This is a genomic window from Bacteroides sp. MSSM.1001136sp1_RTP21357st2_D2_RTP21359_211015 (assembly GCF_040913205.1).
Classification (GTDB): Bacteria; Bacteroidota; Bacteroidia; order Bacteroidales; family Bacteroidaceae; genus Bacteroides; species Bacteroides ovatus.
This window is the reverse complement of sequence record NZ_JBDFVF010000041.1, coordinates 14630-40538: the sequence shown is the minus strand read 5'-3', so window position 1 is coordinate 40538 and position 25909 is coordinate 14630. Positions and strand designations below refer to the sequence as shown.

General features: G+C 43.8%; 18 protein-coding genes. 12 read left to right on the top strand and 6 right to left on the bottom strand.

The genetic code is table 11. The features are described from left to right. The first annotated feature begins 8 nt into the window (after positions 1-8). Positions 9-1595 carry a glycoside hydrolase family 10 protein gene (locus tag AB5217_RS21410; RefSeq protein WP_080706967.1) on the top strand — a complete coding sequence of 529 codons (1587 nt, stop codon included), beginning with the start codon at positions 9-11 and terminating at the stop codon, positions 1593-1595. Between the two features lie 110 nt (positions 1596-1705). On the opposite strand, the gene AB5217_RS21405 is transcribed toward AB5217_RS21410, so the two are convergent. The 4 genes from AB5217_RS21405 to purL all read right to left on the bottom strand — a co-directional run bounded on the left by AB5217_RS21405 (position 1706) and on the right by purL (position 10895). After that, a complete protein-coding gene (locus AB5217_RS21405) occupies positions 1706-2254 on the bottom strand; it encodes a chromate transporter (RefSeq protein WP_022200064.1) in 549 nt (182 codons plus the stop codon). Between the two features lie 118 nt (positions 2255-2372). Continuing rightward, positions 2373-2915 carry a chromate transporter gene (locus AB5217_RS21400; protein WP_004327029.1) on the bottom strand — a complete coding sequence of 181 codons (543 nt, stop codon included), beginning with the start codon at positions 2913-2915 and terminating at the stop codon, positions 2373-2375. Then, positions 2912-6922 (bottom strand): response regulator, encoded by a 4011-nt coding sequence (locus AB5217_RS21395; RefSeq protein WP_032843824.1) that lies wholly within the window; start codon positions 6920-6922, stop codon positions 2912-2914. Before AB5217_RS21395 ends, AB5217_RS21400 begins: the two co-directional genes overlap by 4 nt. Before the next feature lie 268 nt (positions 6923-7190). Further along, positions 7191-10895 carry a phosphoribosylformylglycinamidine synthase gene (gene purL / locus AB5217_RS21390; protein ID WP_368112676.1) on the bottom strand — a complete coding sequence of 1235 codons (3705 nt, stop codon included), beginning with the start codon at positions 10893-10895 and terminating at the stop codon, positions 7191-7193. 258 nt (positions 10896-11153) lie between these two features. On the opposite strand from purL, the gene AB5217_RS21385 reads away from it, so the two are divergent. The 11 genes from AB5217_RS21385 (at position 11154) to AB5217_RS21335 (ending at position 21426) form a co-directional block, all read left to right on the top strand. After that, positions 11154-11807 (top strand): LysE family translocator, encoded by a 654-nt coding sequence (locus tag AB5217_RS21385; RefSeq protein ID WP_004314184.1) that lies wholly within the window; start codon positions 11154-11156, stop codon positions 11805-11807. 11 nt (positions 11808-11818) lie between these two features. Further along, the gene (locus AB5217_RS21380; protein WP_008651846.1) at positions 11819-12364 is read left to right on the top strand and encodes a DUF4924 family protein; all 546 of its coding nucleotides are present in this window, start codon (positions 11819-11821) and stop codon (positions 12362-12364) included. Further along, complete coding sequence (rfbD, locus tag AB5217_RS21375; protein WP_032843820.1) at positions 12365-13225, top strand: dTDP-4-dehydrorhamnose reductase; 861 nt, start codon at positions 12365-12367, stop codon at positions 13223-13225. It begins immediately after the preceding gene. 70 nt (positions 13226-13295) lie between these two features. Further along, complete coding sequence (locus AB5217_RS21370; protein WP_032843818.1) at positions 13296-14870, top strand: peptide chain release factor 3; 1575 nt, start codon at positions 13296-13298, stop codon at positions 14868-14870. Between the two features lie 77 nt (positions 14871-14947). Further along, complete coding sequence (locus AB5217_RS21365; protein WP_032843816.1) at positions 14948-15538, top strand: RNA polymerase sigma factor; 591 nt, start codon at positions 14948-14950, stop codon at positions 15536-15538. Positions 15539-15548: 10 nt separating this feature from the next. Continuing rightward, positions 15549-16388 (top strand): FecR family protein, encoded by an 840-nt coding sequence (locus tag AB5217_RS21360; RefSeq protein ID WP_004304423.1) that lies wholly within the window; start codon positions 15549-15551, stop codon positions 16386-16388. Between the two features lie 982 nt (positions 16389-17370). Continuing rightward, entirely contained in the window at positions 17371-17631 is a 261-nt protein-coding gene (locus AB5217_RS21355; protein WP_004300941.1) for an OadG family protein, read from the top strand. Positions 17632-17657: 26 nt separating this feature from the next. After that, the gene (locus AB5217_RS21350) at positions 17658-19493 is read left to right on the top strand and encodes a biotin/lipoyl-containing protein (RefSeq protein WP_008774794.1); all 1836 of its coding nucleotides are present in this window, start codon (positions 17658-17660) and stop codon (positions 19491-19493) included. Beyond that, on the top strand, positions 19493-20728 hold the full coding sequence (locus AB5217_RS21345) for a sodium ion-translocating decarboxylase subunit beta (protein WP_004300937.1): 1236 nt from the start codon (positions 19493-19495) through the stop codon (positions 20726-20728). The genes AB5217_RS21350 and AB5217_RS21345 overlap by 1 nt, the downstream gene beginning before the upstream one ends. A gap of 103 nt (positions 20729-20831) precedes the next feature. Then, positions 20832-21095, top strand: coding sequence for a hypothetical protein (locus AB5217_RS21340; RefSeq protein ID WP_004304421.1), 264 nt, complete (start codon positions 20832-20834; stop codon positions 21093-21095). After that, the gene (locus tag AB5217_RS21335) at positions 21085-21426 is read left to right on the top strand and encodes a type II toxin-antitoxin system RelE/ParE family toxin (protein ID WP_004300933.1); all 342 of its coding nucleotides are present in this window, start codon (positions 21085-21087) and stop codon (positions 21424-21426) included. Before AB5217_RS21340 ends, AB5217_RS21335 begins: the two co-directional genes overlap by 11 nt. Before the next feature lie 108 nt (positions 21427-21534). Here AB5217_RS21335 and AB5217_RS21330 read toward each other — a convergent pair whose 3' ends face one another. Then, positions 21535-22806: a TolC family protein gene (locus AB5217_RS21330; RefSeq protein ID WP_182422560.1), complete on the bottom strand. Its 1272-nt coding sequence runs from the start codon at positions 22804-22806 to the stop codon at positions 21535-21537. Between the two features lie 48 nt (positions 22807-22854). After that, complete coding sequence (locus tag AB5217_RS21325; RefSeq protein ID WP_004314201.1) at positions 22855-25887, bottom strand: efflux RND transporter permease subunit; 3033 nt, start codon at positions 25885-25887, stop codon at positions 22855-22857. Positions 25888-25909: the final 22 nt, after the last annotated feature.

The window sequence follows — 25909 nt, the reverse complement described above, 5'->3', positions numbered from 1 at the left end:
CCTTTTTTATGGTAGTCGGCAAAGTTAGCGAATTTATCGGGAGTTTGTATTATCTTTGCGTCACATTATTACGATTTAAGAATATTATGAAGCTGAAAAACTATCTTTTACTTTTAGCTCTTCTTCTGGTGGTAGGAGTGAGGGCACAGGTGCCATCAGGCAATAAATATCCTAAACGTGAATTCCGTGGAGCATGGATACAGGCTGTCAATGGCCAGTTTCGTGGCATTCCTACAGAGCGACTGAAGCAAATATTGATTAGCCAGTTGAATTCTCTTCAGGAAGCCGGAATTAATGCGATCATCTTTCAGGTGCGCCCTGAAGCGGATGCATTATACGCTTCCCAATATGAACCGTGGAGCCGTTTCCTGACAGGAACGCAAGGGCAGACGCCTTCTCCTATGTGGGACCCGATGCAGTTTATGATTGAAGAATGTCAGAAACGTAATATGGAGTTTCATGCCTGGATCAATCCTTACCGTGTGAAGACTTCATTAAAGAATAAGTTGGCACCGGAACATATTTATCACCAGCATCCGGAATGGTTTGTTACTTATGGCGATCAGCTATACTTCGACCCGGCACTTCCTGAAAGTCGGGAGTATATCTGCAAAATTGTGACCGACATTGTGTCCCGTTATGACGTGGACGCTATCCACATGGATGATTATTTCTATCCTTATCCGGTTAATGGATTAGATTTCCCGGATAATGCAAGCTTCGCCCGTTATGGTGGAGGTTTCACGAACAAGGCAGATTGGCGTCGTAGTAATGTGAATGTGTTGATAAAGAAACTTCACGAGACGATTCGTGGCATCAAGCCATGGGTGAAGTTCGGTATAAGCCCGTTTGGTATCTATCGTAATCAGAAGAGTGATCCGTTGGGAAGTAACACCAATGGCTTGCAAAACTATGATGATCTTTATGCTGATGTACTGCTTTGGGCACGTGAAGGATGGATTGATTATAATATTCCGCAGGTTTACTGGGAAATCGGTCATAAAGCGGCTGACTATGAGACATTGGTGAAATGGTGGGCTACTCATTCGGAAAACCGGCCGTTGTTTATCGGTCAGTCCGTGCCGAAGACTGTTCAGTTTGCCGATCCGCAGAATCCTTCTATCAATCAGCTTCCCCGCAAGATGGCTTTGCAACGTGCTTACCAGACAATTGGAGGTAGTTGTCAATGGTATGCGGCAGCCGTTGTTGAGAATCAGGGTAGATATCGTGATGCTTTAATCAGTGAATATCATAAGTATCCGGCTTTGGTTCCAGTCTTTGATTTTATGGATGATAAAGCTCCGGACAAGGTGCGTAAAATGAAAAAGGTATGGACGGAAGATGGTTATATCCTTTTCTGGACTGCTCCGAAAGCCGATACGGAGATGGATAAGGCTGTTCGATATGTAGTCTATCGCTTTGGCAGCAAAGAGAAGGTGGATTTGGACGATCCTTCACATATTGTAGCTATCACCCGCAATCCGTTCTACAAACTTCCTTATGAAACAGGAAAAACAAAATACCGTTATGTAGTGACTGCCTTAGACCGTTTACATAATGAATCGAAATCTGTAAGTAAGAAGTTGAAACTGTAAAGGTATAGAATAAACAACGATAAAACGGTGGACACTCTGCAGAATGATAACGCAGTTTGTTCACCGTTTTTTGTTTATCGTTTTTTTGTTTACTGTTCAGCCGCTCGTTATTAATAGAGCAGCAACCCTGCAATACCACAGGCGATAATCATTAATATCGGATTGGCTTTATATTTTCTTGTTCCGATGAAAGCAATCAGGAAGATAATGATACTGATAACGAATGAGTAAGTGTCTTCAGTAGGCGAACCGAAGTTTTCTACATTCATTAGTACCAACGCGGCGGAAGCGAGTAATCCGACTACTGCCGGGCGTAATCCATTGAAAATAGATTCTACTACGGGGTGTTTCTGGTATTTCAGGAAGAACTTACTGATGGTCAGCATCAAGATAAAAGAGGGAAGGACCACTGCGAATGTCGCAATGACGGAACCCCAAACGCTCCCCGTAGAAGTAAACCCTACATAAGTAGCTGCATTAATACCAATAGGTCCTGGTGTCATCTGACTAATTGCGACAATATCAGTAAACTCCTGCGAACTTACCCATCCGTAGCGAGTCACGACCTCGCCCTGAATCATAGAAAGCATGGCATAACCGCCACCGAAGCCAAAGAGCCCGATCTTGAAAAATGTATAGAATAACTGTAGGTAAATCATGTGATTAATAATTTATTATATAATAATTTTAGGCACGGATTCCACGGATTTCACGGTTTTTAGAATTATGAATCTGTAAAACAACAGCGTTAATCCGTGCCTTCTCAACTCTCCATTCTCAACTCTCAACTTTTCTAAATTTCCCCCATAGGAAACCTCCTACACCGGCCGCAATAATAATCCAGATAGGGGAGAAGCCCAACAGCCAGATTAATAATGCCGAAACAACCGGAATCCACAGATTATAGCGGTTGATTTTGGCCGATCGCCCCATAGTAAAAGTCGGTGCGGCAATGAGTGCTACCACTGCCGGGCGGATTCCCTTAAAGATGCGTTCCACGATCGGATTGTCTTTGAAACTATGAAAGAACAGGGCGATAGCCAATATAATAATGAAAGACGGCAAAATTGTTCCCAATGCTGTGATAATACTTCCCCGGATTCCACGCAGCTTATATCCTATGAAGATAGAAATATTGACTGCCAAAATTCCCGGTGCGGATTGGGAGATAGCCAACAGATCGATAAAATCTTCCTGCGCAATCCATTTCCGTTTGGTGACAATTTCATTTTCAATCAGTGGCACCATTGCATACCCTCCTCCAATGGTAAAGGCGCCTATTTTAAAAAAGATTCCAAATGCTTCGAGATAAATGTTCATTCTTTCTTTTCTCCTCCTTCCTTACTAGCTGTTTTTTTCTCTTTGCCATACTGACTGGGGCTCACATTAAAATGCTTCTTAAACACTTCGCGGAAGTACTTGGCGTCACTGAATCCCGTCATTTCTGCAATTTCTGTTATGCTATGTGTGTCTTCTTTTAGTAATTGTACGGCACGTTTCAGACGAATCAGCCGGATATAATCTCCCGGTGCCTGATCGGTTAATGCCCTTAATTTATTGTAAAAACTTGTGCGACTCATTCCCATCAGGCTGCATAATACATCTACCGTGAGAGCAGGATTGTCAATGTTATCTTCCACGTTCTTTTTGACGTTTGCTATGAATTTCCAGTCAATGTCTTGCGAACAGTTGATGCAGTCTTCATCATTTTCCTCATCATTCAGATCTAAATTTGCGAATTTGCTGCGCAATAGTGCACGGTTAGCCAGCAGATTGGCAACATTAGCTTTCAATATACCAATATTGAATGGCTTCACAACGTATTCATCCGCACCAATCTGAAGTCCCGAGAGAATATCTTTCTCATTATTCAAAGCAGTCAGCAGGATAACAGGAATGTGGGAGGTTTCGATATTATTCTTGATAGCTTGGCATAATTCATCCCCCCGCATTTCAGGCATCATAATGTCTGAAATAACCAGCTCTGGTTTGTACTCGGGAATAATCGTCAATGCTTCTTTTCCATTGGAGCAAACCTGTACGAAATACTCCTCGGATAACGTTTGCGACAGATAGTTGCGCAACTCATCATTATCTTCCACAATCAAGATGCGACGATGATTAATGTTCTCTTTCTTTTGTGCATTTTCGTAAATTTCAGGTGATGGAGGCGGAACGTTATCAATCGTATTTTCTATACGCTGTTTGCTCGGAGTTGCCAGATGTGCTTTCCGGAAGCGCTTGCTGTCTTTAGGGAATGTTATTTTGATAACCGATCCCTGGTTTTCGATGCTTGACAGATTAATCTTTCCTTTATGCAGGCGGACTAGCTTCCATACAAGCATCAGTCCGATACCACTTCCTGTTACTTTGGAATTAATAGCATTGCTGCCACGGAAATGAAGTTTGAACAATTTCTTTTGTTCATTGGCCGGGATGCCGATTCCTGTGTCTCTGACTTCCACGCTCCATGAGTCAGATGTTTCTGAAACGAAAACCTGTACATTTCCATTTTCCGGAGTATATTTCAGTGCGTTCGAAATGATGTTCTTAAAGATAGATTCCATCTTTTCTTTATCAAACCATACGTTCATATACCTGAAATTACTTTCATAAGTGAAGTTGATATGTTTGATGTTGGCGTACTGCTGGAACGCGTTGAATATTTCATTCATAAACGTGTTTAGCTCATGCTCTGAAATATATAATTCGGAAGAATATACGTCCGCTCTTTCAAAGTTGATAAGATTGGTGGTAAGACGTAATAGGGCATTTACGTTTCGTAATGCCGTATTCATGTTCGAAATACCTTCTTTACTCAACTCCTCTTTCTCGCGTAGTTCTTCCAAAGGTGCTTTGATAAGCGTCAATGGGGTACGGATATCATGTGCCGTATTGATAAAGAAGTGTATTTTCTCATCGGAGACTTTACGCTGCTTTCTTAAAATCAAGTTACGTAATAGAATGATGGCAATGAGACAAAGGAAAGCCGCATAAAGCAGCATAGCCCAGATTGTCAGCCAAAAAGGTTGGGCGATAACAATGTCCATACTTCTTTCTTCAAGTACGATGCGTTTGTCTTCGTTGGAGATGGCGCGTACTCTTAACGTATATTTGCCCGGCGCAAGATTGGTGTAACGAATCGTATTTTCGGTTCCGGGTTTGCTCCATTCATCATAAAAACCTTCTAGCCTCCAAGAATAAATGATGTTGGAAGGATAGTCATAATTGATGGAAGAAACCTGCAAAGAGAAAATATTCTGATTGTATTTTAACTTCAGTTCCTTTGTTTCATTGATGCTTGTTCTTAACGGAGAATCTTCATCATCCGGATAGATTGTCTGATAGAAAAGCTTGAAATCGCTGAAAATCATTTTAGAGGAATAACCTCTGGGTAATTTCATGTCCTTGTCAAACTCTACGGCTCCGTCCGAACTACCAAAAATGAATTTTTTATTTTTTCGTAACACACCCGACAGCGCATTGAAATGGGTGGTCATTAGTCCCATATCTTTGGTCCAGTTATGGAATTTCTTTTCTTCGGGATAGAAACTTGTCAGTCCGCTTTCTGTACTCATTATGATGTCTTTGTCCGCATCCGATAATATAGTGTAGATATTATTGGATATTAAAGCACAGTTTTCAGAGTGGTAATGAGTGAACAGTTTTTTGTTGACATCGTAAATCAATAGTCCCGACCTGCTGGTACCTATATATAATGAACCATTTTTTGCTTGATATAAAGAGTAAATATAGCTCGATTCTACCGGAAGTTTGATACGTTCAAATTTCCCGGATTCTTTATCTAAAAGGCACAGGCCGGCAGCACTACCGATCCACATGCTTTTTTCATCCTTCTCAACAATGGCGGTAATGGAATTTAATCCGTCATAAAACCGTACGTCCTGCGTTTTTAGATTGATGCGCTTGAGGTTATAGAACCCTCCGGACCAGATATAGCCCTGCATATCTGTACGGATATCACGTATATATTTATCCGGCCGCTTGTTACTGTGAGTGTACAAGGGCGGCATGAAATAGCTGACACTGAACGTCTTTTTATCTATCTGGTAAGCACCGGAAGAGTACCCACCTGCCCAGATTATTCCGGGAGCTACTTCGCATACGGTAAGAAAGATATGGCTTTTATTACCTTGCGATTCTTCAAAAGAGCTAAGCACCGAACGCCATTGTCCGGTCTTTGAATTGAGGAAACTGATACCATTGTTCGTTGCGAACCATAAATCTCCGTCTCTGTCTTCGATAATGGCGTTCACCTGATCGTTGATTAAAGACTGTTTATTGCCAATGGAGTGTTTGATCCATTTGTAGCCGGTATAACGGTTGTTTTGTATGGTGATTCCGATGGGATAATTAGCCAGCCATACCCGTTCTTCATCATCTACAAAGATGTCATTGATACTGTTACCGTTCATGCCATTGTTACTGTTGTAATCAGCCACAATTTCAGGTGTTATCTGATAAGTGTCTACATCTATTTTGTGTACTCCTCCACCGTCGGTTGCTATCAGTAATTCCTTATCATTTAATGGTCTGAATCGTGTGATACTAATATCTTTCAAATTCTGTTCCGGACGTATAACAGATTTGGTATTCATATCGTAAATCATGATTCCCCGTAGAAAAGTTCCGATGAATAGTTTACGAATCTTTTTGTCGAAATATAAATCGATAATCTGGGCTTTCAGGCTCTCCAGCTTATCGCAATTGATAAGTTCCAATGCGTTATTTTCCAACTTGGCGTAATGAATACCCATTTCTGTGCCGATGAAGAAATGCGACTCGTCTATCTGTTCAATATCTGTGATCTCTTCACTGATATCGTTCCTTATATGGGTAACCAGTTGGGTCTCCGTGTTGTAGAGGAAGATTGTATCCTTATTACATAGCCAGATATGTTTGTTTTCGTCAAGCCAGGCATAGGTGATCGGATCCGGTTGTTCACTGAAGCTTTCCATCGGTAACTTATATACAAGATTGAAACAGTCGTGAATCTGGTCATACCGGAATACTTTACCTTTCTTTCCGATTTCCCATAAAACTCCTTCTTGGTCGATATAAAGCCAATTCAGATTTAACAGAGAGTTCACTTCTACGTCACCATCCATTAACTTATATCGTTTAAAGTCTTTTCCGTTGTATCGATCAATACCTTCGTGTGTAAGGAACCACATGTAGCCGGTTTTATCTTTTTGAATGCAGTAAACCCGCCGGTTACTTAACCCATCCTCCACTCCAATATATCGATACGTCTGTGCGACACAAGTTAGAGGAAACAATAAGATTAGAAAAAGCCATTTTTTCATACAAATAGGACTTTTAAGGGTTATTGAATCTTTAATGAGGGGGAAAGTTTGACAAAATTAAGAAGATTTTCCGATATTACAAAATTTTGAAGAAAGATAACAGCGTTCTTAAAATGAAAGAAAACAGACTATTTTATAGGTATTTATACATATTGTTTGTTTTCGGAATTTTGGTATCTGTAAAGGGGCTTTCAGTAGAGCGAAAAGTTGTGTGAAACAAGAGGCTGGCACTTTAAAATGTACCAGCCTCTGTAAATATAGAAATGATTTATTTCATTTTTGCTTCCACCCATTTGCGAGCGTTGACAAACGCTTCTATCCATGGAGTAACCTGATCGTTGTTCTTGCGGTCTGCCGGATAACAACCGTTTTGCCATGGGAAGATAGAACGTTCCAAGTGAGGCATGATAGCCAGATGGCGTCCGTCTGCACTAGCCAATGCTGCGATAGAATAATCGGAACCGTTCGGGTTGCCCGGATATTCATCATAGCTATACTTCGCTACTACATTGTATTTGTCTTCGTCATACGGCAAAGAGAATTTTCCTTCTCCGTGAGCTACCCAGATACCCAGTTTGCTTCCGCTCAAAGAGCCGAACATCACACTGCGGTTGGTCGGGATAGTAAGGCCGAGGAAGCGTGATTCGAACTTGTGCGAATTGTTATGCAACATCTTGCCTTTCTTCTTCAGTTCCGGGTTGATAAGGTCGAGTTCCATCATCAACTGGCAACCGTTGCAGACACCTAATGACAATGTATCTTCGCGTGCATAATATTTATCCAATGCTTCCTTAGCTTTCGGGTTGAACAAGAATGCGCCTGCCCATCCTTTAGCAGAACCCAAAACATCGGAATTAGAGAAACCACCGCAGTAAACAATCATGTTTACGTCTTCCAGTGTTTCGCGTCCGCTGATGAGGTCGGTCATTGTAACGTCTTTTACGTCGAAACCTGCCAAATAGAGTGAGTAAGCCATTTCGCGCTCACCGTTTGTACCCTTCTCACGGATGATAGCCGCGCGGATACCGCTTGGGGTACGACGATCCGGAGTGATACCGTATTGAGAAAGCTTACCTTTGAATTCCGGCATGAAAGCGAATTCAACAGGTTGCATCTTATAGTTTTCGAAACGTGCTTTTGCGCAACCGTTCATAGATTGTTTGCGGTCGAGCAGGTAAGAAGAAGAATACCATACGTCACGCATATAATCGATACCAAACTGGTAAGTAGCACCGTCTTTAGATACCAAAATGTGGCGTTCGTCAGTCGGTTTACCCAGCTTTATATAGCCTACGCCTGCATCTTCCAGAATCTTCTTCACTTCATCCTTATGCTTGTCGCTGATCTGGATAACAATACCCGGGTTTTCTGCAAACAGAATCTTGACGATATCCTCTTCCTTCATCTTGTCGAGGCTGATTTCCAAACCGCCTTCTATATTAGAGAAGCACATTTCGAGCAATGTCGTGATTAAACCACCGGCAGATATATCGTGTCCTGCAAGGATCAATCCTTTGTTTACAAGTTCCTGTACGGCAAGGAAAGCGTCACGGAAATATTCGGCATCCTGTACGCAAGGTACTTCGTCGCCCACTTTACCCAAAGATTGTGCGAAAGCCGAACCACCTAATTTCAGTTCGTCGAAGCTGAAGTCAATATGATAAAGCGTAGTCTTTTCATTGTTAACCAATACTGGAGATACTACTTTCTTCACGTCGGAAACTTCACCGCCGGCAGAAACAATCACAGTTCCCGGAGAAATCACTTTCTCACCGTTCGGATACTTCTGTGTCATAGACAAAGAGTCTTTTCCGGTAGGAACATTGATTTGCAATGCGCAGCAGAAGTCGCTCAATGCTTTTACAGCCGTGTACAGACGGGCATCTTCACCTTCTTGAGAACGGCAAGGCCACATCCAGTTTGCAGACAACGAAATACTGTCCATACCTTCCGCCATCGGAGCCCAAACAAGATTAGTCAGTGCTTCGGATACAGAAAGAATAGAGCCGGCAGCCGGATCGGCCAGTGCTGCTTGCGGAGCATGTCCAATAGAGGTAGCGATACCTTTTTCGCCACGGTAATCAAGTGCTACGACACCACAGTCACTCAACGGTAACTGAAGTTCACCCTGGCATTGCTGACGAGCCACTTTACCTGTTACTGAACGGTCTACCTTATTCGTCAACCAGTCTTTGCAGGCTACAGCTTCAAGCTGCAATACATTCGTCAGATATTCATGTAATTTAGACAATTCGTATTTCGGCATTTCGTAATGACGTTCCACGGTTTTGTCTACCATATATGTCTTGGGAGAAGAACCGAACATCTGCTCTACAGCAAGATCAAACGGACGTACACCGTCAGCCTGTTGGAAGGCGAAACGATGATCGCTGGTTGTTTCACCGACTACGTACATCGGAGCGCGTTCGCGTTCGGCAATCTTACGTACATGTTCGATGGCTTCTTCTTTAATCAATAGCCCCATACGTTCCTGGCTCTCGTTGGCGATGATTTCTTTTGCCGACAAAGTCTTATCGCCGATAGGCAATTTGCTCATATCGATTAAACCACCACATTCTTCCACTAGTTCGGACAGACAGTTTACGTGTCCGGCAGAGCCGTGATCGTGGATAGAAACCACCGGATTCACCTCTTCTTCACAAAGAGCACGTACTACGTTGTTGGCACGTTTCTGCATTTCAGCATTAGCACGTTGTACGGCATTCAACTCGATACCACTGCTGTAACGACCGGTATCTACAGAAGATACAGAACCGCCACCTAGTCCGATACGATAGTTGTCACCACCGATTACCACCACTTTGTTTCCTGCTTCCGGTGTGCCTTTCAGACAGTCACGTTGTGTGCCGTAACCCACACCGCCGGCAAGCATGATTACTTTGTCGTAACCATAAACTTCTTTGTTTTCTGTATGTTCGAAAGTCAGTACCGAACCGCAGATCAGCGGCTGGCCGAACTTGTTACCGAAGTCGGAAGCACCGTTGGATGCTTTGATAAGAATCTGTTCCGGAGTCTGGTACAACCATTTGCGTACCGGAAGTATTTCTTCCCATTCACGTCCTTCATCGGTGCGCGGATAAGAAGTCATGTAGACTGCAGTACCTGCAATCGGCCATGAACCTTTACCACCACCCATACGGTCGCGGATTTCACCGCCGGTACCGGTAGAAGCACCATTGAATGGCTCAACAGTAGTAGGGAAGTTATGAGTTTCCGCTTTCAGTGAGATAACACTCTTGATGTCCTTTACTTGGAAGAAATCAGGTTTTGAATGATCTGCCGGAGCAAATTGTTCCACAACCGGACCTTCAGCGAAGGCTACGTTATCTTTATAAGCAGAGATTATTTTATTCGGATTTTCCTGTGTAGTCTTTTTAATCATCTGGAACAGGGAAGATTCCTGCTCTACACCGTCGATGATAAACGTTCCGCCGAAAATTTTGTGGCGGCAGTGTTCGGAGTTGATTTGTGCGAAACCGAATACTTCAGAGTCGGTCAGCTTCCGTCCGAGGTCCTTTTCTACTTTCTTCAGGTAGTCCATTTCTTCTTTGGAAAGAGCCAAACCTTCTTTTTCGTTGTACACTTCGAGATCTTCAATGTAGATGATTGGTTCCGGCTGACGGTTTGTCGTGAATACGTTTTGGTCGAGTCCTTTGTACATGCGTTGGAGCATCGGGTCGTAATCGGCATTTTCGTCCTTAACAGGGAAGTACTCCTCGATGCGGCTTATGTCTTCGAGCCCCATGTTTTGGGTGATTTCTACTGCGTTTGTACTCCAGGGAGTGATCATTTCGCGGCGTGGGCCAACGAAACAGCCTTTCAGGTTTTCTTCACTTTCCATCACGGCTTCGCCAAAAAGCCAGCAGAGTTTATTACTTTCGTCAGGGGTGAGCTGATGGTTGCTCTCTACGGCAATCACGCTCTTGGAAGGGGTTCTGAAAAAAAGAATCATGTTGTATATTTACGATTTTACGATTTACGATTTTACGATTGAAGTTCCTGCAGGAGAAACTCTTCTCTTTTTCTGTGGCGCAAAGATAATCAATTTCGTTGGTGGTAGGAAAAAAATAGAGAATAAATTCCTATACCTTATTTAATATGTTTATTTTTGATGTACGTTTTACTTATTATCGCTATATATAGTGATTCTTGTGTGGAAAAAACGTTAATATACTATCCCCATATCACAAAAAAGTGCGATATTTGCGACATGATTCAGATAGAGACCATATTCGATATATTAGTGAAAGGCTTTATTATTGGCGTTGTTGTGTCCGCACCCCTCGGTCCGGTGGGCGTATTATGCATCCAGAGGACTCTGAATAAAGGGCGTTGGTACGGATTCGTAACGGGGCTGGGAGCCTCGTTGAGCGATATAGCATACGCTTTGCTCACCGGTTATGGGATGAGTTTTGTGTTCGATTATATCAATAAGAATATTTTCTATCTGCAGTTATTGGGGAGTGTCATGCTACTCCTTTTTGGTATATATACCTTTCGTAGCAATCCGGTGCAATCCATTCGTCCGGCTTCATCCAGCAAAGGTTCTTATTTCCATAATTTTATTACCGCCTTTTTCGTCACTCTATCCAACCCCTTGATAATCTTCCTGTTTATCGGACTTTTTGCCCGTTTTGCCTTTGTGCAGCCGGGAGTGCTGGTCTTTGAAGAGATCACGGGATATCTTGCAATTGCTATAGGAGCATTGACTTGGTGGTTGGGTATCACTTATTTTGTGAATAAGGTGCGCACTAAATTCAATTTACGTGGTATCTGGATACTGAATCGTGTTGTAGGAAGTATCGTAATGCTGGTATCTGTTGCCGGATTGATTTATACTTTGTTGGGAGAGTCACTTTATTAAGAGATAACATAATGAATCAGATAGCACAACAACTGAAAGAGAAGAATATTGCCGAATACCTTATATATATGTGGCAAGAGGAAGACTTGATCCGTGCCAATCATTGTGAACCGGAAGAGATGGAGGCAAATGTAATTGCCCGCTATCCGGAAGAACAGCGGCCTGCCATGCGAGAATGGTATACCAACCTGATTACGATGATGGGCGAGGAAGGAGTACGGGAAAAGGGTCATCTGCAGATTAATAAAAACGTGATTATCAATCTGACAGAGTTGCACAACGCATTGTCCTCTTCTCCTAAATTTCCTTTTTACAGTGCTGCTTATTTCAAGGCATTACCGTTTATCGTAGAATTACGGAATAAAAACGGCAAGAAAGATGAACCCGAACTGGAAACCTGTTTTGAAGCGTTGTATGGAGTACTCCTGCTTCGTCTTCAAAAGAAGTCTATCAGCGAAGGAACTGCCAAGGCAGTGGAAGCTATCACTAGTTTCCTTTCTATGTTGGCAAATTATTATGATAAAGACCGTAAAGGTGAATTAAAACTGGATGAATAAATGAGAATTTTAGTAACGGGTGCCAACGGTCAGCTTGGCAATGAGATGCAGGTGCTTGCGAAAGAGAACCCGCAACATACGTATTATTTCACAGATGTGCAGGAACTCGACATCTGCGACAAGCAAGCTGTGTGGACTTATATGGCAGAGAAGCAGATTGAGCTTGTTGTTAATTGTGCTGCTTATACAGCTGTAGATACAGCTGAAGATAATCAAGAATTAGCATACAAATTGAATTGTGAAGCACCGAAACAACTGGCAAGTGCAGCACAAGCCAATGGTGCTGCCATGATACAAGTATCTACTGACTATGTATTTGACGGTACTGCGCATACTCCATACACGGAAGACTGCAATCCTTGCCCGGATTCTGTATACGGCACCACTAAACTGGAAGGAGAAAAGGAGGTAATGAATCACTGCGAGCAAGCAGTCGTTATCCGTACCGCATGGCTCTATTCTATTTTTGGCAATAATTTCGTAAAGACGATGCTTCGTCTTGGAAAAGAGCGTGACAGCCTGGGAGTTGTTTTCGACCAGATCGGGACTCCGACGTATGCCAATGACCTGGCACGGGCCATCTATGCTATTATTAATAAAGGTATTGTTCGCGGTATCTACCATTTCAGCAATGAGGGAGTTTGTTCCTGGTATGATTTCACGGTAGCTATTCATCGTCTGGCAGGAATAACCACCTGCAAAGTGAAACCTTTGCATACAGCCGAATATCCCGCGAAAGCAAACCGCCCGGCATATTCCGTGCTTGATAAAACAAAAATAAAAACAACGTTCGATATAGAGATTCCTCATTGGGAGGAGAGCCTCAAACAATGCATTGATAAAATTATGAAAGATGAATAATGAATCTAGGCTATGTTATTCCAGCATAGCTTATTCATATTTTATAATTCATAATTCTAACTAAAAAACTATGGCAGATAATACAGAAATTTTGAGACGGCGGACGTTCGCCATTATTGCACATCCGGATGCTGGTAAGACATCTTTGACGGAAAAGTTATTGCTTTTCGGAGGTCAGATACAGGTAGCTGGCGCAGTAAAGAGTAATAAGATTAAAAAGACGGCTACGTCCGACTGGATGGAAATCGAGAAACAACGTGGTATTTCGGTAACGACTTCCGTGATGGAATTCGACTATCGGGACTATAAGATTAACATTCTCGATACTCCCGGTCACCAGGACTTTGCCGAAGATACATACCGCACACTGACAGCTGTAGACAGTGTTATCATCGTTGTAGACGGTGCGAAGGGTGTGGAAACACAGACGCGTAAACTGATGGAGGTGTGCCGTATGAGAAAGACTCCGGTAATTATCTTCGTCAACAAAATGGACCGTGAAGGAAAAGACCCGTTCGATTTGCTTGATGAACTTGAAGAAGAACTGATGATTCAGGTTCGTCCCTTGTCCTGGCCGATAGAGCAGGGAGCACGTTTTAAAGGGGTATACAATATCTATGAACAGAAACTGGACTTGTATCAGCCATCCAAACAGATGGTAACAGAGAAAGTGGCAGTCGATATTCATTCGGAAGAATTGGATCAGCAGATTGGCAAGTCGTTAGCAGACAAGCTGCGTGGCGATTTGGAACTGATTGAGGGTGTTTATCCGGAATTTGCTTCTGAATCCTATTTGGCAGGAGACTGTGCGCCTGTATTCTTTGGATCAGCGCTGAACAACTTCGGTGTGCAAGAGTTGCTGAACTGTTTCGTAGAGATAGCTCCCAGCCCTCGTCCTGTACAGGCAGAAGAGCGTGAAGTGAAACCTGACGAACCGAAATTTACCGGATTCATCTTTAAGATAACCGCCAACATTGATCCCAACCATCGTTCTTGTGTGGCATTCTGTAAGATTTGTTCCGGTAAGTTTGTTCGCAATGCTCCATATACACACGTCCGTCATGGAAAGACCATGCGTTTTTCGTCGCCTACCCAGTTTATGGCACAGCGTAAAACAACGATTGACGAAGCTTATGCAGGAGATATTATTGGTTTACCGGATAATGGTACTTTTAAGATTGGCGATACGCTGACAGAAGGTGAAATGCTCCATTTCCGTGGATTGCCGAGTTTCTCACCGGAGATGTTCAAGTATATTGAGAATGCCGACCCGATGAAACAGAAACAGTTGGCAAAAGGCATTGACCAGTTGATGGATGAAGGTGTGGCACAGCTGTTTGTCAATCAGTTCAATGGTCGTAAGATTATCGGTACGGTGGGGCAGTTGCAATTTGAGGTCATTCAGTATCGTTTGTTGAATGAATACAATGCGTCCTGTCGTTGGGAACCAGTAAGCCTTTATAAGGCTTGTTGGGTAGAAAGCGATGATCCCGCAGAACTGGAAGCTTTCAAGAAACGTAAATACCAGTATATGGCGAAGGATAGAGAAGGGCGCGATGTGTTCCTGGCAGACTCCGGTTATGTACTTCAGATGGCGCAGATGGACTTTAAACACATCAAATTCCACTTTACAAGTGAGTTTTAAAACATATTCCGTTGATTTTAACTAAAAAATCAGGTAAAAAAAGGAAAAACATATCTCATATAAATGAGTGAATATAAATGAAGACACTATCCTGGGATAAAATTCAGCAAGGGGATGAAGAGGCATTCCGGCAGCTTTATGAGCAATATGCAGATTTACTGTATGGATATGGCATGAAGATAGCCGGTGATGAGACTTTGGTAACCGAGGCGATACAGTCGTTGTTTGTTTACATCTTTGAGAAAAGAGAAACTTGCGCGGCCCCTCAATCCATACCCGCTTACTTATGTGTTTCGTTGAGACACATGATAGTGAACGAACTGAAAAAAGAGAATAGTGGCTCATTAAAATCACTGGATGAAGTAGGCACAAGCGAATATCAGTTTGATTTGGAGATCGATATTGAAACTGCTATTATCCGTTCAGAGTTAGAAAAAGAACAGCTGGAAGTTTTACAGAAAGAGCTGAACAATTTGACAAAGCAACAGCGGGAGGTATTGTATCTTAAGTACTATAAGAAGATGAGTCCGGAAGAAATAGCCCAGGTGATGGGACTCACTTCACGTACGGTTTACAATACTACTCATATGGCTATCTCCAGTTTGCGGGAGCGTATGAGCAAATCTTTCTTGTTGTTGGTAGCAGCTAATTTGTGGATTTTTAATTGAGGTGTGAGATATGGAAAAGTGGACAGAATCTTTAGATAAATACTTAGAAGAAGGAAAACTTCCTCTGGTTGGCGAAATCTTTTCTCGTAAAAAAGAAATAGGTGATAAGCTGAAGTTGCAACGTGAGGAGAGCCATAAGATCGCCTTAAGCCGGAGAAGAAAGCAAGGTGCGGGGAGAAGTTTCTCTTTCTCATGGGGAGTGGCAGCGGCAGTTGTCCTTCTTTTGGGGATAGGCGGTTACTTCCTGGCAGAAGAAAAGGTGGTGACTGATAACACTGCTATGAACTATGAATTGCCGGATGGCAGTACTGTGCAGGTGATGGAAAATTCCCGCCTGACTTACAATCATATCACATGGCTTTGGGAGCGCAAATTGCAACTATTGGGTAAAGCCTCTTTTAACGTAACCAAAGGCAAGACATTCACGGTCCGTACAGAAGCCGGCGACGTAACCGTACTGGGAACGAAATTCCTCATCGATCAGCAAGGAAAGAAGATGACCGTCAACTGTGAGGAAGGAAGTGTGCAAGTCGAGACTGCTGTAGGTAAGCGTACATTGCTTGCCGGGGAAAGCGTTCATTGCGATGAGAACAAGATTGTGCCGGTAGAGAAAAAGGCAGAAGAATCGGAGTTCCCCGAGGTGTTGGGGTATGAAGACGATCCGCTAATAAATGTAGTGGCAGATATTGAGCATATATTTGAAGTAACAGTCGTCGGACATGAGAAATGCGAGGGGCTGACCTACAACGGGACGGTCTTAACGAAAGACCTGAACGCCACACTGGAAAAAGTCTTTGGATCGTGTGGAATCAGTTATCAAATTCGAGGGAAAGAAATTATTTTGCAATAAAAAAAGCCTCTTCTGGATAGTCAGAAGAGGCTTTTTTGTTTTTCTTCAAATTTTCTTCATTTTTTCTTGGTAAAAAAACAACAGATGCTTCTCTTTCTAATAGATGAGCTATTTAATGATATTTGAAGAAAACGGTAGAATTGATTAGAAGATTAAATGTTGTAGTAGAAGAAATTAGAAATTATCCGGCAGAAATAAGGCCGGGATTCAGAACAAACAATAGATGTTTTATAGAGAATTACAAGCTAAACTCAAAACAAACAATAGATGCTTTTTATAAAATTTAAATTTAACCCAAAACAAACAATGTTTTAAAAGAAATGCAAACTAGGGCTCAAAGCAAACAATAGACAGCGGCAGATGAATTATTCCTGCCACAAACGTAAGCCGGAAAGATTCCCTCATCGGACGTGATATGAGCTTTAGAGGCTTGTTTTTCCGATTAAACAGACTTAGTTGGCTTAAAAAAGGGTTTTTCAACTAGACTGCTACGCTAATTAAAAGAATGAAAGCCGTGATGGCCCATGAGAGGTTTAACAAGACCGGTTTTATCTGGTAGTTTAATAGTAGGTTAAGAGAGTATGAAACCAGAAAAGGGCTGAACCGGTCTATCATTGAGTATTTTTATTTAATAATTGTTTTATCAGAATGTGAGAGAAAGTTGAGGGGCTTTCTCTCACATTTTTTTGTAGAAACGATAGATAGGACGATTTACTATTGGACTATTTACCATTTACTATTTGGGTTGTGCAATAGAAGCAGATAGTAAATAAGATAAATGGGAATTTAGTTTAGATGTGGATGGCACGCTAAATCATAAATCATAAATCATAAATTATAAATCATAAACTTCCCCAGTTTTCCAATCAGAGAAATGACGTTTTTATACATTATATTCCTTTCTTAATTTATTTTATAATAAAAATTTGGTATTTTCGGACGCTTTTTAGACGAACAACTTAAAATACTAATAGTTTATTATATGGAAAATATCGAAACAGCGATCCTGCTGATGGTGGTCGGAATGGCTACCGTGTTTGTTATTCTGCTGATTGTGATTTATTTAGGTAAGTTGTTGATTACATTAGTCAACAAGTATGCTCCTGAAGAAGTGGTTCCTGTGAAGCGGGAAGCATCGCAAGGTCCTGCCCCTGTTCCGGGAAACATCTTAGCCGCCATTACAGCTGCTGTAAATGTGGTGACACAAGGTAAAGGAAAAATCACTAAAGTAGAAAAATTATAAATCTATAAAGAATATCACTGAAAGACATGAAAAGAGAAGTAAAGTTTAGTTTGGTTTTCCGAGATATGTGGCAATCTGCCGGAAAATACGTACCTCGTGTAGACCAACTCGTAAAGGTAGCTCCTGCCATCATTGAAATGGGCTGTTTTGCCCGCGTAGAAACAAACGGCGGAGGTTTTGAACAGGTAAATTTATTGTTTGGTGAAAACCCGAATAAAGCGGTACGCGAATGGACAAAACCGTTCCACGAAGCCGGTATTCAAACCCACATGCTCGACCGCGCACTGAACGGACTCCGTATGAGCCCCGTTCCGGCAGACGTCCGCAAATTATTCTACAAAGTAAAGAAAGCACAAGGAACAGACATTACCCGTACGTTCTGCGGATTGAACGACGTGCGTAACATTGCTCCTTCCATCACATACGCAAAGGAAGCAGGCATGATTTCGCAATGCTCGCTTTGCATCACTCATTCGCCTATCCATACCGTAGAGTACTACACCAATATGGCGCTGGAACTCATCAAACTGGGAGCAGACGAAATCTGTATCAAAGACATGGCAGGTATCGGTCGTCCCGTATCGTTAGGTAAGATCGTAGCAAATATCAAGGCGGCACATCCCGAAATCCCCGTTCAGTATCACAGTCATGCAGGTCCCGGATTCAATATGGCAAGCATCCTCGAAGTATGCGAAGCCGGTTGCGACTACATCGACGTAGGCATGGAACCACTATCATGGGGAACAGGCCATGCTGACTTGCTTAGTGTGCAGGCGATGCTGAAAGACGCCGGATATCAAGTGCCCGAAATCAATATGGAAGCCTACATGAAAGTGCGCGGCATGATTCAGGAATTTATGGACGACTTCCTCGGCTTGTATATCAGCCCGAAAAACCGCCTGATGAACTCCTTGCTGATTGCTCCCGGACTTCCCGGCGGTATGATGGGTAGTTTGATGGCCGACCTTGAATCCAATCTGGAATCAATCAATAAATATAAGGCAAAACATAATCTGCCGTTTATGACGCAAGACCAGTTGCTCATCAAGCTCTTTGATGAAGTAGCTTACGTATGGCCTCGTGTCGGTTATCCTCCATTGGTGACTCCGTTCAGCCAATACGTGAAGAACCTCGCCATGATGAATGTGATGGCCATGGAAAAAGGAAAAGAACGTTGGGGAATGATTGCCGATGATATTTGGGATATGATTCTGGGTAAAGCCGGACGTCTGCCGGGCAAACTTGCTCCCGAAATCATTGAAAAGGCAGAGCGTGAAGGCCGTAAGTTCTTTGAAGGTGATCCGCAGAATAACTATCCCGATGCCCTCGACAAATATCGCAAACTGATGAAAGAGAACAAATGGGAAGTGGGACAGGACGACGAAGAACTCTTCGAATATGCTATGCACCCGGCTCAATATGAGGCTTACAAGAGTGGCAAAGCAAAAGAAGACTTCCTGGAAGACGTAGCCAAACGTCGTGCCGAAAAAGATAAATCTCCGGAAGAAGATGCCAAACCGAAGACACTGACCGTACAAGTGGACGGACAGGCTTATCGTGTGACGGTAGCATACGGTGATGCCGAACTACCTGTTGCTCCTGCGGGTGCTGCCGCTGCTCCGGCAGGAGAGGGTAAAGAAGTACTTTCTCCGTTGGAAGGCAAGTTCTTCTTAGTGAAAGGTGCGCAGGAAACTCCTTTGCAAGTAGGTGACACTGTGAAAGAAGGTGATGTAATCTGCTATGTAGAAGCGATGAAGACCTACAATGCCATCCGTGCAGAGTTTGGCGGTACAGTGACTGCTATCTGTGTCAACCCGGGAGATGCTGTTTCAGAAGATGACGTATTAATGAAGATAGGATAATGAACGAAATATTTGAGAACTTATATGACATGACTGCGTTCAGCAATATCATTGCCGAACCGCAGTTCCTGATAATGTATGCCATCGCGTTCGTTCTGCTCTATTTGGGTATTAAGAAACAGTACGAGCCGTTGCTGCTTGTCCCCATCGCTTTCGGTGTGTTGCTAGCCAACTTCCCCGGAGGAGATATGGGCGTGATTCAGGCCGACGAAAATGGTATGGTGATGGTAAACGGAGTGTTGAAGAACATCTGGGAAATGCCTTTGCATGACATTGCCCACGAACTGGGAATCATGAACTTCATCTACTATATGTTGATTAAAACAGGTTTCCTGCCTCCGATCATCTTTATGGGTGTCGGTGCGCTGACGGACTTCGGGCCGATGTTGCGTAACCTGCATCTTTCTATATTCGGTGCAGCTGCACAGTTGGGTATCTTTACCGTATTGCTGGTAGCCATCCTGATGGGATTCACTCCACAGGAAGCCGCTTCTCTGGGCATTATCGGTGGCGCGGATGGTCCGACAGCCATCTTTACCACCATCAAACTGGCGCCGCATTTGCTGGGCCCGATTGCCATTGCCGCTTATTCGTACATGGCGCTCGTTCCGGTGATTATTCCGCTGGTAGTGAAGCTGTTCTGTACGAAGAAAGAGTTGAGCATCAACATGAAAGAACAGGAAAAGAAGTACCCTTCGAAGACTGAAATCAAGAACCTGCGTGTATTGAAGATTATCTTTCCGATCGTGGTAACTACTATTGTTGCCCTCTTTGTGCCAAGTGCAGTGCCTTTGGTGGGGATGTTGATGTTTGGTAACCTGGTGAAAGAAATCGGAACCAACACATTCCGCTTGTTCGATGCCGCTTCCAATAGCATAATGAATGCTGCCACCATCTTCCTCGGACTGTCCGTAGGAGCAACGATGACAGCCGAAGCATTCCTCAACTGGACAACAATCGGTATTGTGATCGGTGGATTCCTTGCATTTGCACTTTCTATAACCGGTGGTATTTTCTTTGTGAAACTGGTAAATCTCTTCTCGAAGAAGAAAATCAATCCGCTTATCGGCGCCACTGGTTTGAGTGCCGTTCCGATGGCGAGCCGTGTAGCCAATGAGATTGCTTTGAAATACGATCCGAAGAATCACGTATTGCAGTATTGCATGGCAAGCAACATCTCCGGAGTAATCGGTTCTGCCGTAGCTGCGGGTGTGTTGATCTCCTTCCTTGCGTAAGGTAATTCCTGCCTGAAAAAGACTTTTTATACATTCACACTTGGAAGATTCGTTTGATAGCGTTATCTTTGTGTGAATGTATAACAGTAAAAATAGCAAGCGTATGAGTGCAATGTCATTGGAAGCCGAAAAGAACGAACTGATTCGGCGGATTCTGGATGTGGATGATGTCGCTATTCTGCGGAGAGTGAAATCGATGTTGAGTTGTGAAGAAGAGCAAACGAATGTTGTCGCAGAGGAAGCAGCTCCCTACCAGACAAAGGCGGAGATTCTGGCAAGCTTAGATCAGGCGTGTAAGGAACTGAAACTGAATCTGGAGGGTAAGTTGGAGTTTAAGTCATTAGATGATGCCCTTAATGAAATATAGAATAAGCGTTACCCTCGAATTTTTAAGGGAAATGAAGCATTTGTCAAAACGGTATAAATCGTTGAAAGAAGATCTTAGGAATTTTGGAAATGATTTGTTATTAAATCCTGAACAAGGAGTCAGTTTGGGCAATAATCTTCGTAAAATACGTATAGCGATAACTTCGAAAAATAAAGGTAAAAGTGGAGGTGCACGGGTGATAACCTATACGATAATCTGGACAGAAATAGATACAGAGATAAAATTGCTCACTATTTATGATAAGTCAGAACGTGCAAATATCACAGATAAGGAAATAGAAGATATCCTGAAGCAAAACGGTATTTTGTAGTCCTTATGATATAAAAAGAAATCGTCCTGTTTCACGGTTGCGTGATGGCAGGACGATTTTCTTTTATAAGACTAAGACTTTGTGAACAAGTTTCTTTTGTTTCTAAATTTATTCACTGATAACCTTTCTGTATTCCGCTACCGCCATCTTTTCCGACAGATACGCATTAATCAGATTGGTGTGCGCCTGCGTCCATGACAATTGCGCGGAGAGCACATCCACCATGTTTGCCTTTCCTTCATTATACGAGAAAGAAACCAAATCAAGATTTTCATTAGCCAGATTCATAGTCTCTTTGGCGGTTTTCACTTGATATTCCGTTTCCGTCAGTTTGGTTAGGGCGGCAGAAAGTTCCTCGTTGATATTATCCGTCACATAACTTTGTTGCAGTTTCTGTATGCTGATATACGCTTTCTGCTGACGGTTTGTTTTGAACCGGGCTCCCCAACGGAAGATCGGTATATTCAGGTTAATGCCGACGATGGGATTGAAAGAAACATCATAACCGAGGTTAGGTGTAGCTGTAGCCCATCCACCGCTGAAATACATATTCAATTGCGGGTTGAACTGGCTAAGAGCCGCTTTGCGTTGCGCCTGACTTTTCATGATGTTTACTTCCGTACTTTCGTAATCCGCGCGACGTTGCAGTACATTCTCCAGAGAAAGTATCTGCACCGGAGCGGAAGCCGTGTCAATCGTGTACAGACTGTCTACGGGATTGTTCGGCTCTTCTCCCATCAGGATATTCAGCTTTTGCAGCGCCAGCGTATAGTTCTGACGCGCCTTGATATATTGCAATTCCGCTTCTTTCAACCGGGTGGAAATCATTAATAAGTCCGTTCGACTAATCATCCCGTCGTTGAAACGATCCTGAATGATGTCATACTGTTGCTTCACAATACTTTGATACTTGTCCGCCGCCTGCAACATAGCCTGTGAAGCGGAAGCATTCCAATAAACTGCATCGCTCTGATAATGAATCTGGTCGATGGTAAGCTCCTCATTTAGTTGATTTAGCCTTTCATCCGCTTTGGCAATCTTGTGCTGGGCGTTGAGTGCCCCGCCCGTGTACAACGGTTGCGAGACGATAAATACACCTTGATAGGTGTGGTTGCGGTATTCGCCTACCGGTTCGTTCCAGGCATTAAGGTCGCTCATGTTGAGGGTCCCGTCCGCATTGATATCAATTTTGGGCAAGAATCCTGTGTGAGCAATCTTCCGTGCTTCCGTACTTGCCATCGTCTTTAGTTTCTGTTGCTTCAGAATTTGACTGTAAGCTTCCACTTTATCCCGGTAAGCTTCCCGGCTAAGATAGGGCTGCTGTGCCCTGGCAGTGAGACCGAGGAACAGCAGAGACAGAGTTATAAGTTGAGTTTTCATTTTATTCAATCTAAACAATAAATTCAAGTTTCATGTAAGAGAAGGCAATTAGCCTTTGATTCTCTGAATGGCACAATAAGCTACCGGAAGAACAAACAATGTCAGTGCCGAAGCCACCAACAAACCTCCCATAATCGTAGCCGCCATGCCGCCGAACATCGCGTCGAACAACAATGGCAACATACCCAGAATGGTAGTGCCGGACGCCATTGCTACGGGGACAATACGACTCGTTGTAGCACTGACAACAGCATCCAACGGCTTTTTGCCCGTTTTAGCCTCCAGATCAATCTGTTCCACCAGTACAATCGCATTTTTGATATTCATCCCAATCAGTCCGAGCAAACCAAGGATGGAGAAGAAGTCGAACGACTTGCCTAGCAACACCAATCCCAAAACGATACCGATAAAAATAAGCGGTAACATCAACAAGATCACTGTCGGCTTACGATACGTCCTGAACAGGAACAACAGCGTGACGAACATCAGGAAGAACGTCAACGGTAAGTTCTTGGCCAACGCCTCGTTAGACTCCACCTGACTTTCCTGTTCCCCGAAATACTTCATCGTATACCCCTCCGGCACTTTAATCTCTTTCTGCACCAGCGGCCAAACCTCATTGAAAGCAGCAATCGCATTCACTCCGCGACGCGGATCGCATTGCGCCATCATCACCATTTGCCGGTTGTAATCCTTCACATTCGAGAAACGATATTGGAAATCAAATTCCGATACCACCTGTTCCAGACTGGTCGTTTCATTCCCCGTGCCGAATACGGGCAACGTGCGCAGGTCATTGATGCGGAACGAATCCACCGTGTTATCCTTCAATAAGATAGGAAGCACCTGATCGCCCTGCCGGTACTCTCCAAGCGTCATGCCTGTGGTTCCGATCTGGATACTTTGTGCCATTCCCTGACGCGATACCCCTAACGGTTGCGCCCGTTCGGGACTATATACAGGCTTCCATACAGGAACTTTATTTCCCCACGAATTGCGTACATTGATTAAATCCGGATTCCGGTGCATAATCTCCAAAGCCTGGTTGGTGAGCGCCACAAGCGTGTCTACATTCGGACCGATAAACCCGATTTCGATAGCGGCATCCACCGCAGGCGACAGTTTGAACAGACTGGTACGGGTAATCGCATTCGGATAATTCGCCTTCATGTACGCGTCGAAATCTTCTTCATACTCTTTTGTATATTTACTGTCCGTCAATTCAACCAATACATTGGCAAAATTCGGTTTCGGACCTACCGAAGTAGAAGCCAGGTAATACCTTAGCGGTGTGCTGCCGAAGGTGATCGACACTTTCTTCACTTCCGGCTGCTTTGCCAGATGCTCTTCCACGGATTTCATCTCTTTCACTACATCATTGATGCTGTACCCGTCGGGATAGAACACGTCCGCCCGGAAATAAGGCTTATCGAGAGAAGGGAAGAAGTTTTGCGGCATCATTCCCATGATAACCAGCGAAGCAACAAAGAGCACTACCATCGAACCCAGTGTCAATGTTTTCCTACGAATCAGCGTGCGGAGGATGGAGGCGAATTTGTGATAGAACGGTTTGTCATACGGGTCTTTCGTGCCGTCCTTTGCTTTCGCTTTCAGGATGAAATTACCGAAAACAGTGGTCTGCGTCAGCGCGAGCACCCAGCTCAATCCTAGCGAGATGGCAAGCACCACAAAAAGCGGTTTCACGATTTCTGCCACGGCAGAAGGAGCAAGGTAGAGTGGGAGGAACGAACAGATAGCGATGAACGTAGCCCCAAGCAATCCCCATTGCGGACCGGTTGCGCCGTCTATCAGCGCTTTCCGCCGGTCTACTCCGCGGGCGATGGCAATCTGTGCGTTGTCCGTTACCACGATGGCGTTATCCACCAGCATCCCCATGGCGATGATAAATCCCGCCAATGATGTACGGTTCAGTCCGACACCGAAGAAAGACATGATAAGTAATGTGCCGCCAATAGAGAAAATCAGTGACGAGCCGATCAGCACACCTGCGCGCAAACCCATCACCAACATGATAATCACAATTACAATCAGAATCGATTCGATCAGATTGATGATAAATCCGTTGTTGGCTTCGTTGGCAATTTCGTTCTCCAGATACAGGCTTTGCAGTTCCAGTCCCACAGGCATCAGTGGCAACAATTCGTCCAGTTTGGCTTTCACGTTCTTGCCCGTCTGCACCACGTCCCGTTGCGGGTCGGTGGAGACGCCGATGCCGATGGCACGTTTGCCGTTCACGTGCATGATGTTGGATGGAGGGTCCATGTATCCTTTTTCGATGACGGCGATATCGCCCAGTTTCACCTGTCCGGCTTTGGTGGTAATCACCTGGTTGCGGATATCGTCTACGGTGGTATACATACCGTTGGCAGTCACTCGTAGCTGTTGTTCGCCGGCACGGATTTCTCCGGTATTGATAATCTGGTTCTGCGATTGCAACAGACTGGCAAGCTGTTTCGGGTCGATGCCCATACCTACGAGCTTATTGGTGGAAATAAAAATATTGACCACCTCCGTCTGCGTCCCGAATAGGGCGACTTTCATCACCCCGTCCGCCGTCACTACCTGTGTCTTGATTCGTTCCGCCCAGTTGCGCATCTCTTCGTATGTGTAACCGTCGTCCGCCGTCAGACCGTAATAGATGCCGAACACGTCGCCGAAATCATCGGAAACCGTCGGTGCGGAAGCACCGCTCGGCAATTGTGGCTGTATATTTAGCACCTTCCGTCGCAACTCATCCCACTTCTGCGGAATGGAGCTTGCCGACAAGGAAGGTTGCAACTCGAATGTGATTTTTGAGAGCCCGTACATCGATTCCGATTTTATCTTGTACACACCGCTCATACTTTGAATTTCACGAGAGATAGGCTCGGTAATCAACCGCTCCACTTCTGCCGGTTCGGCACCCGGATAGCGGGTCATAATAACCGCCGACTTTATGACGAAAGGAGCATCCTCTTTCTTACCCAGCTTGCCGAAGGAAGTGATTCCCCCAATCAGCAATACAGCAAGAAAGAAATAGATGATTTTCGTATTATCTAATGAATATTTGGCTAAACTCATAATAAATGATCGTTGATAATTG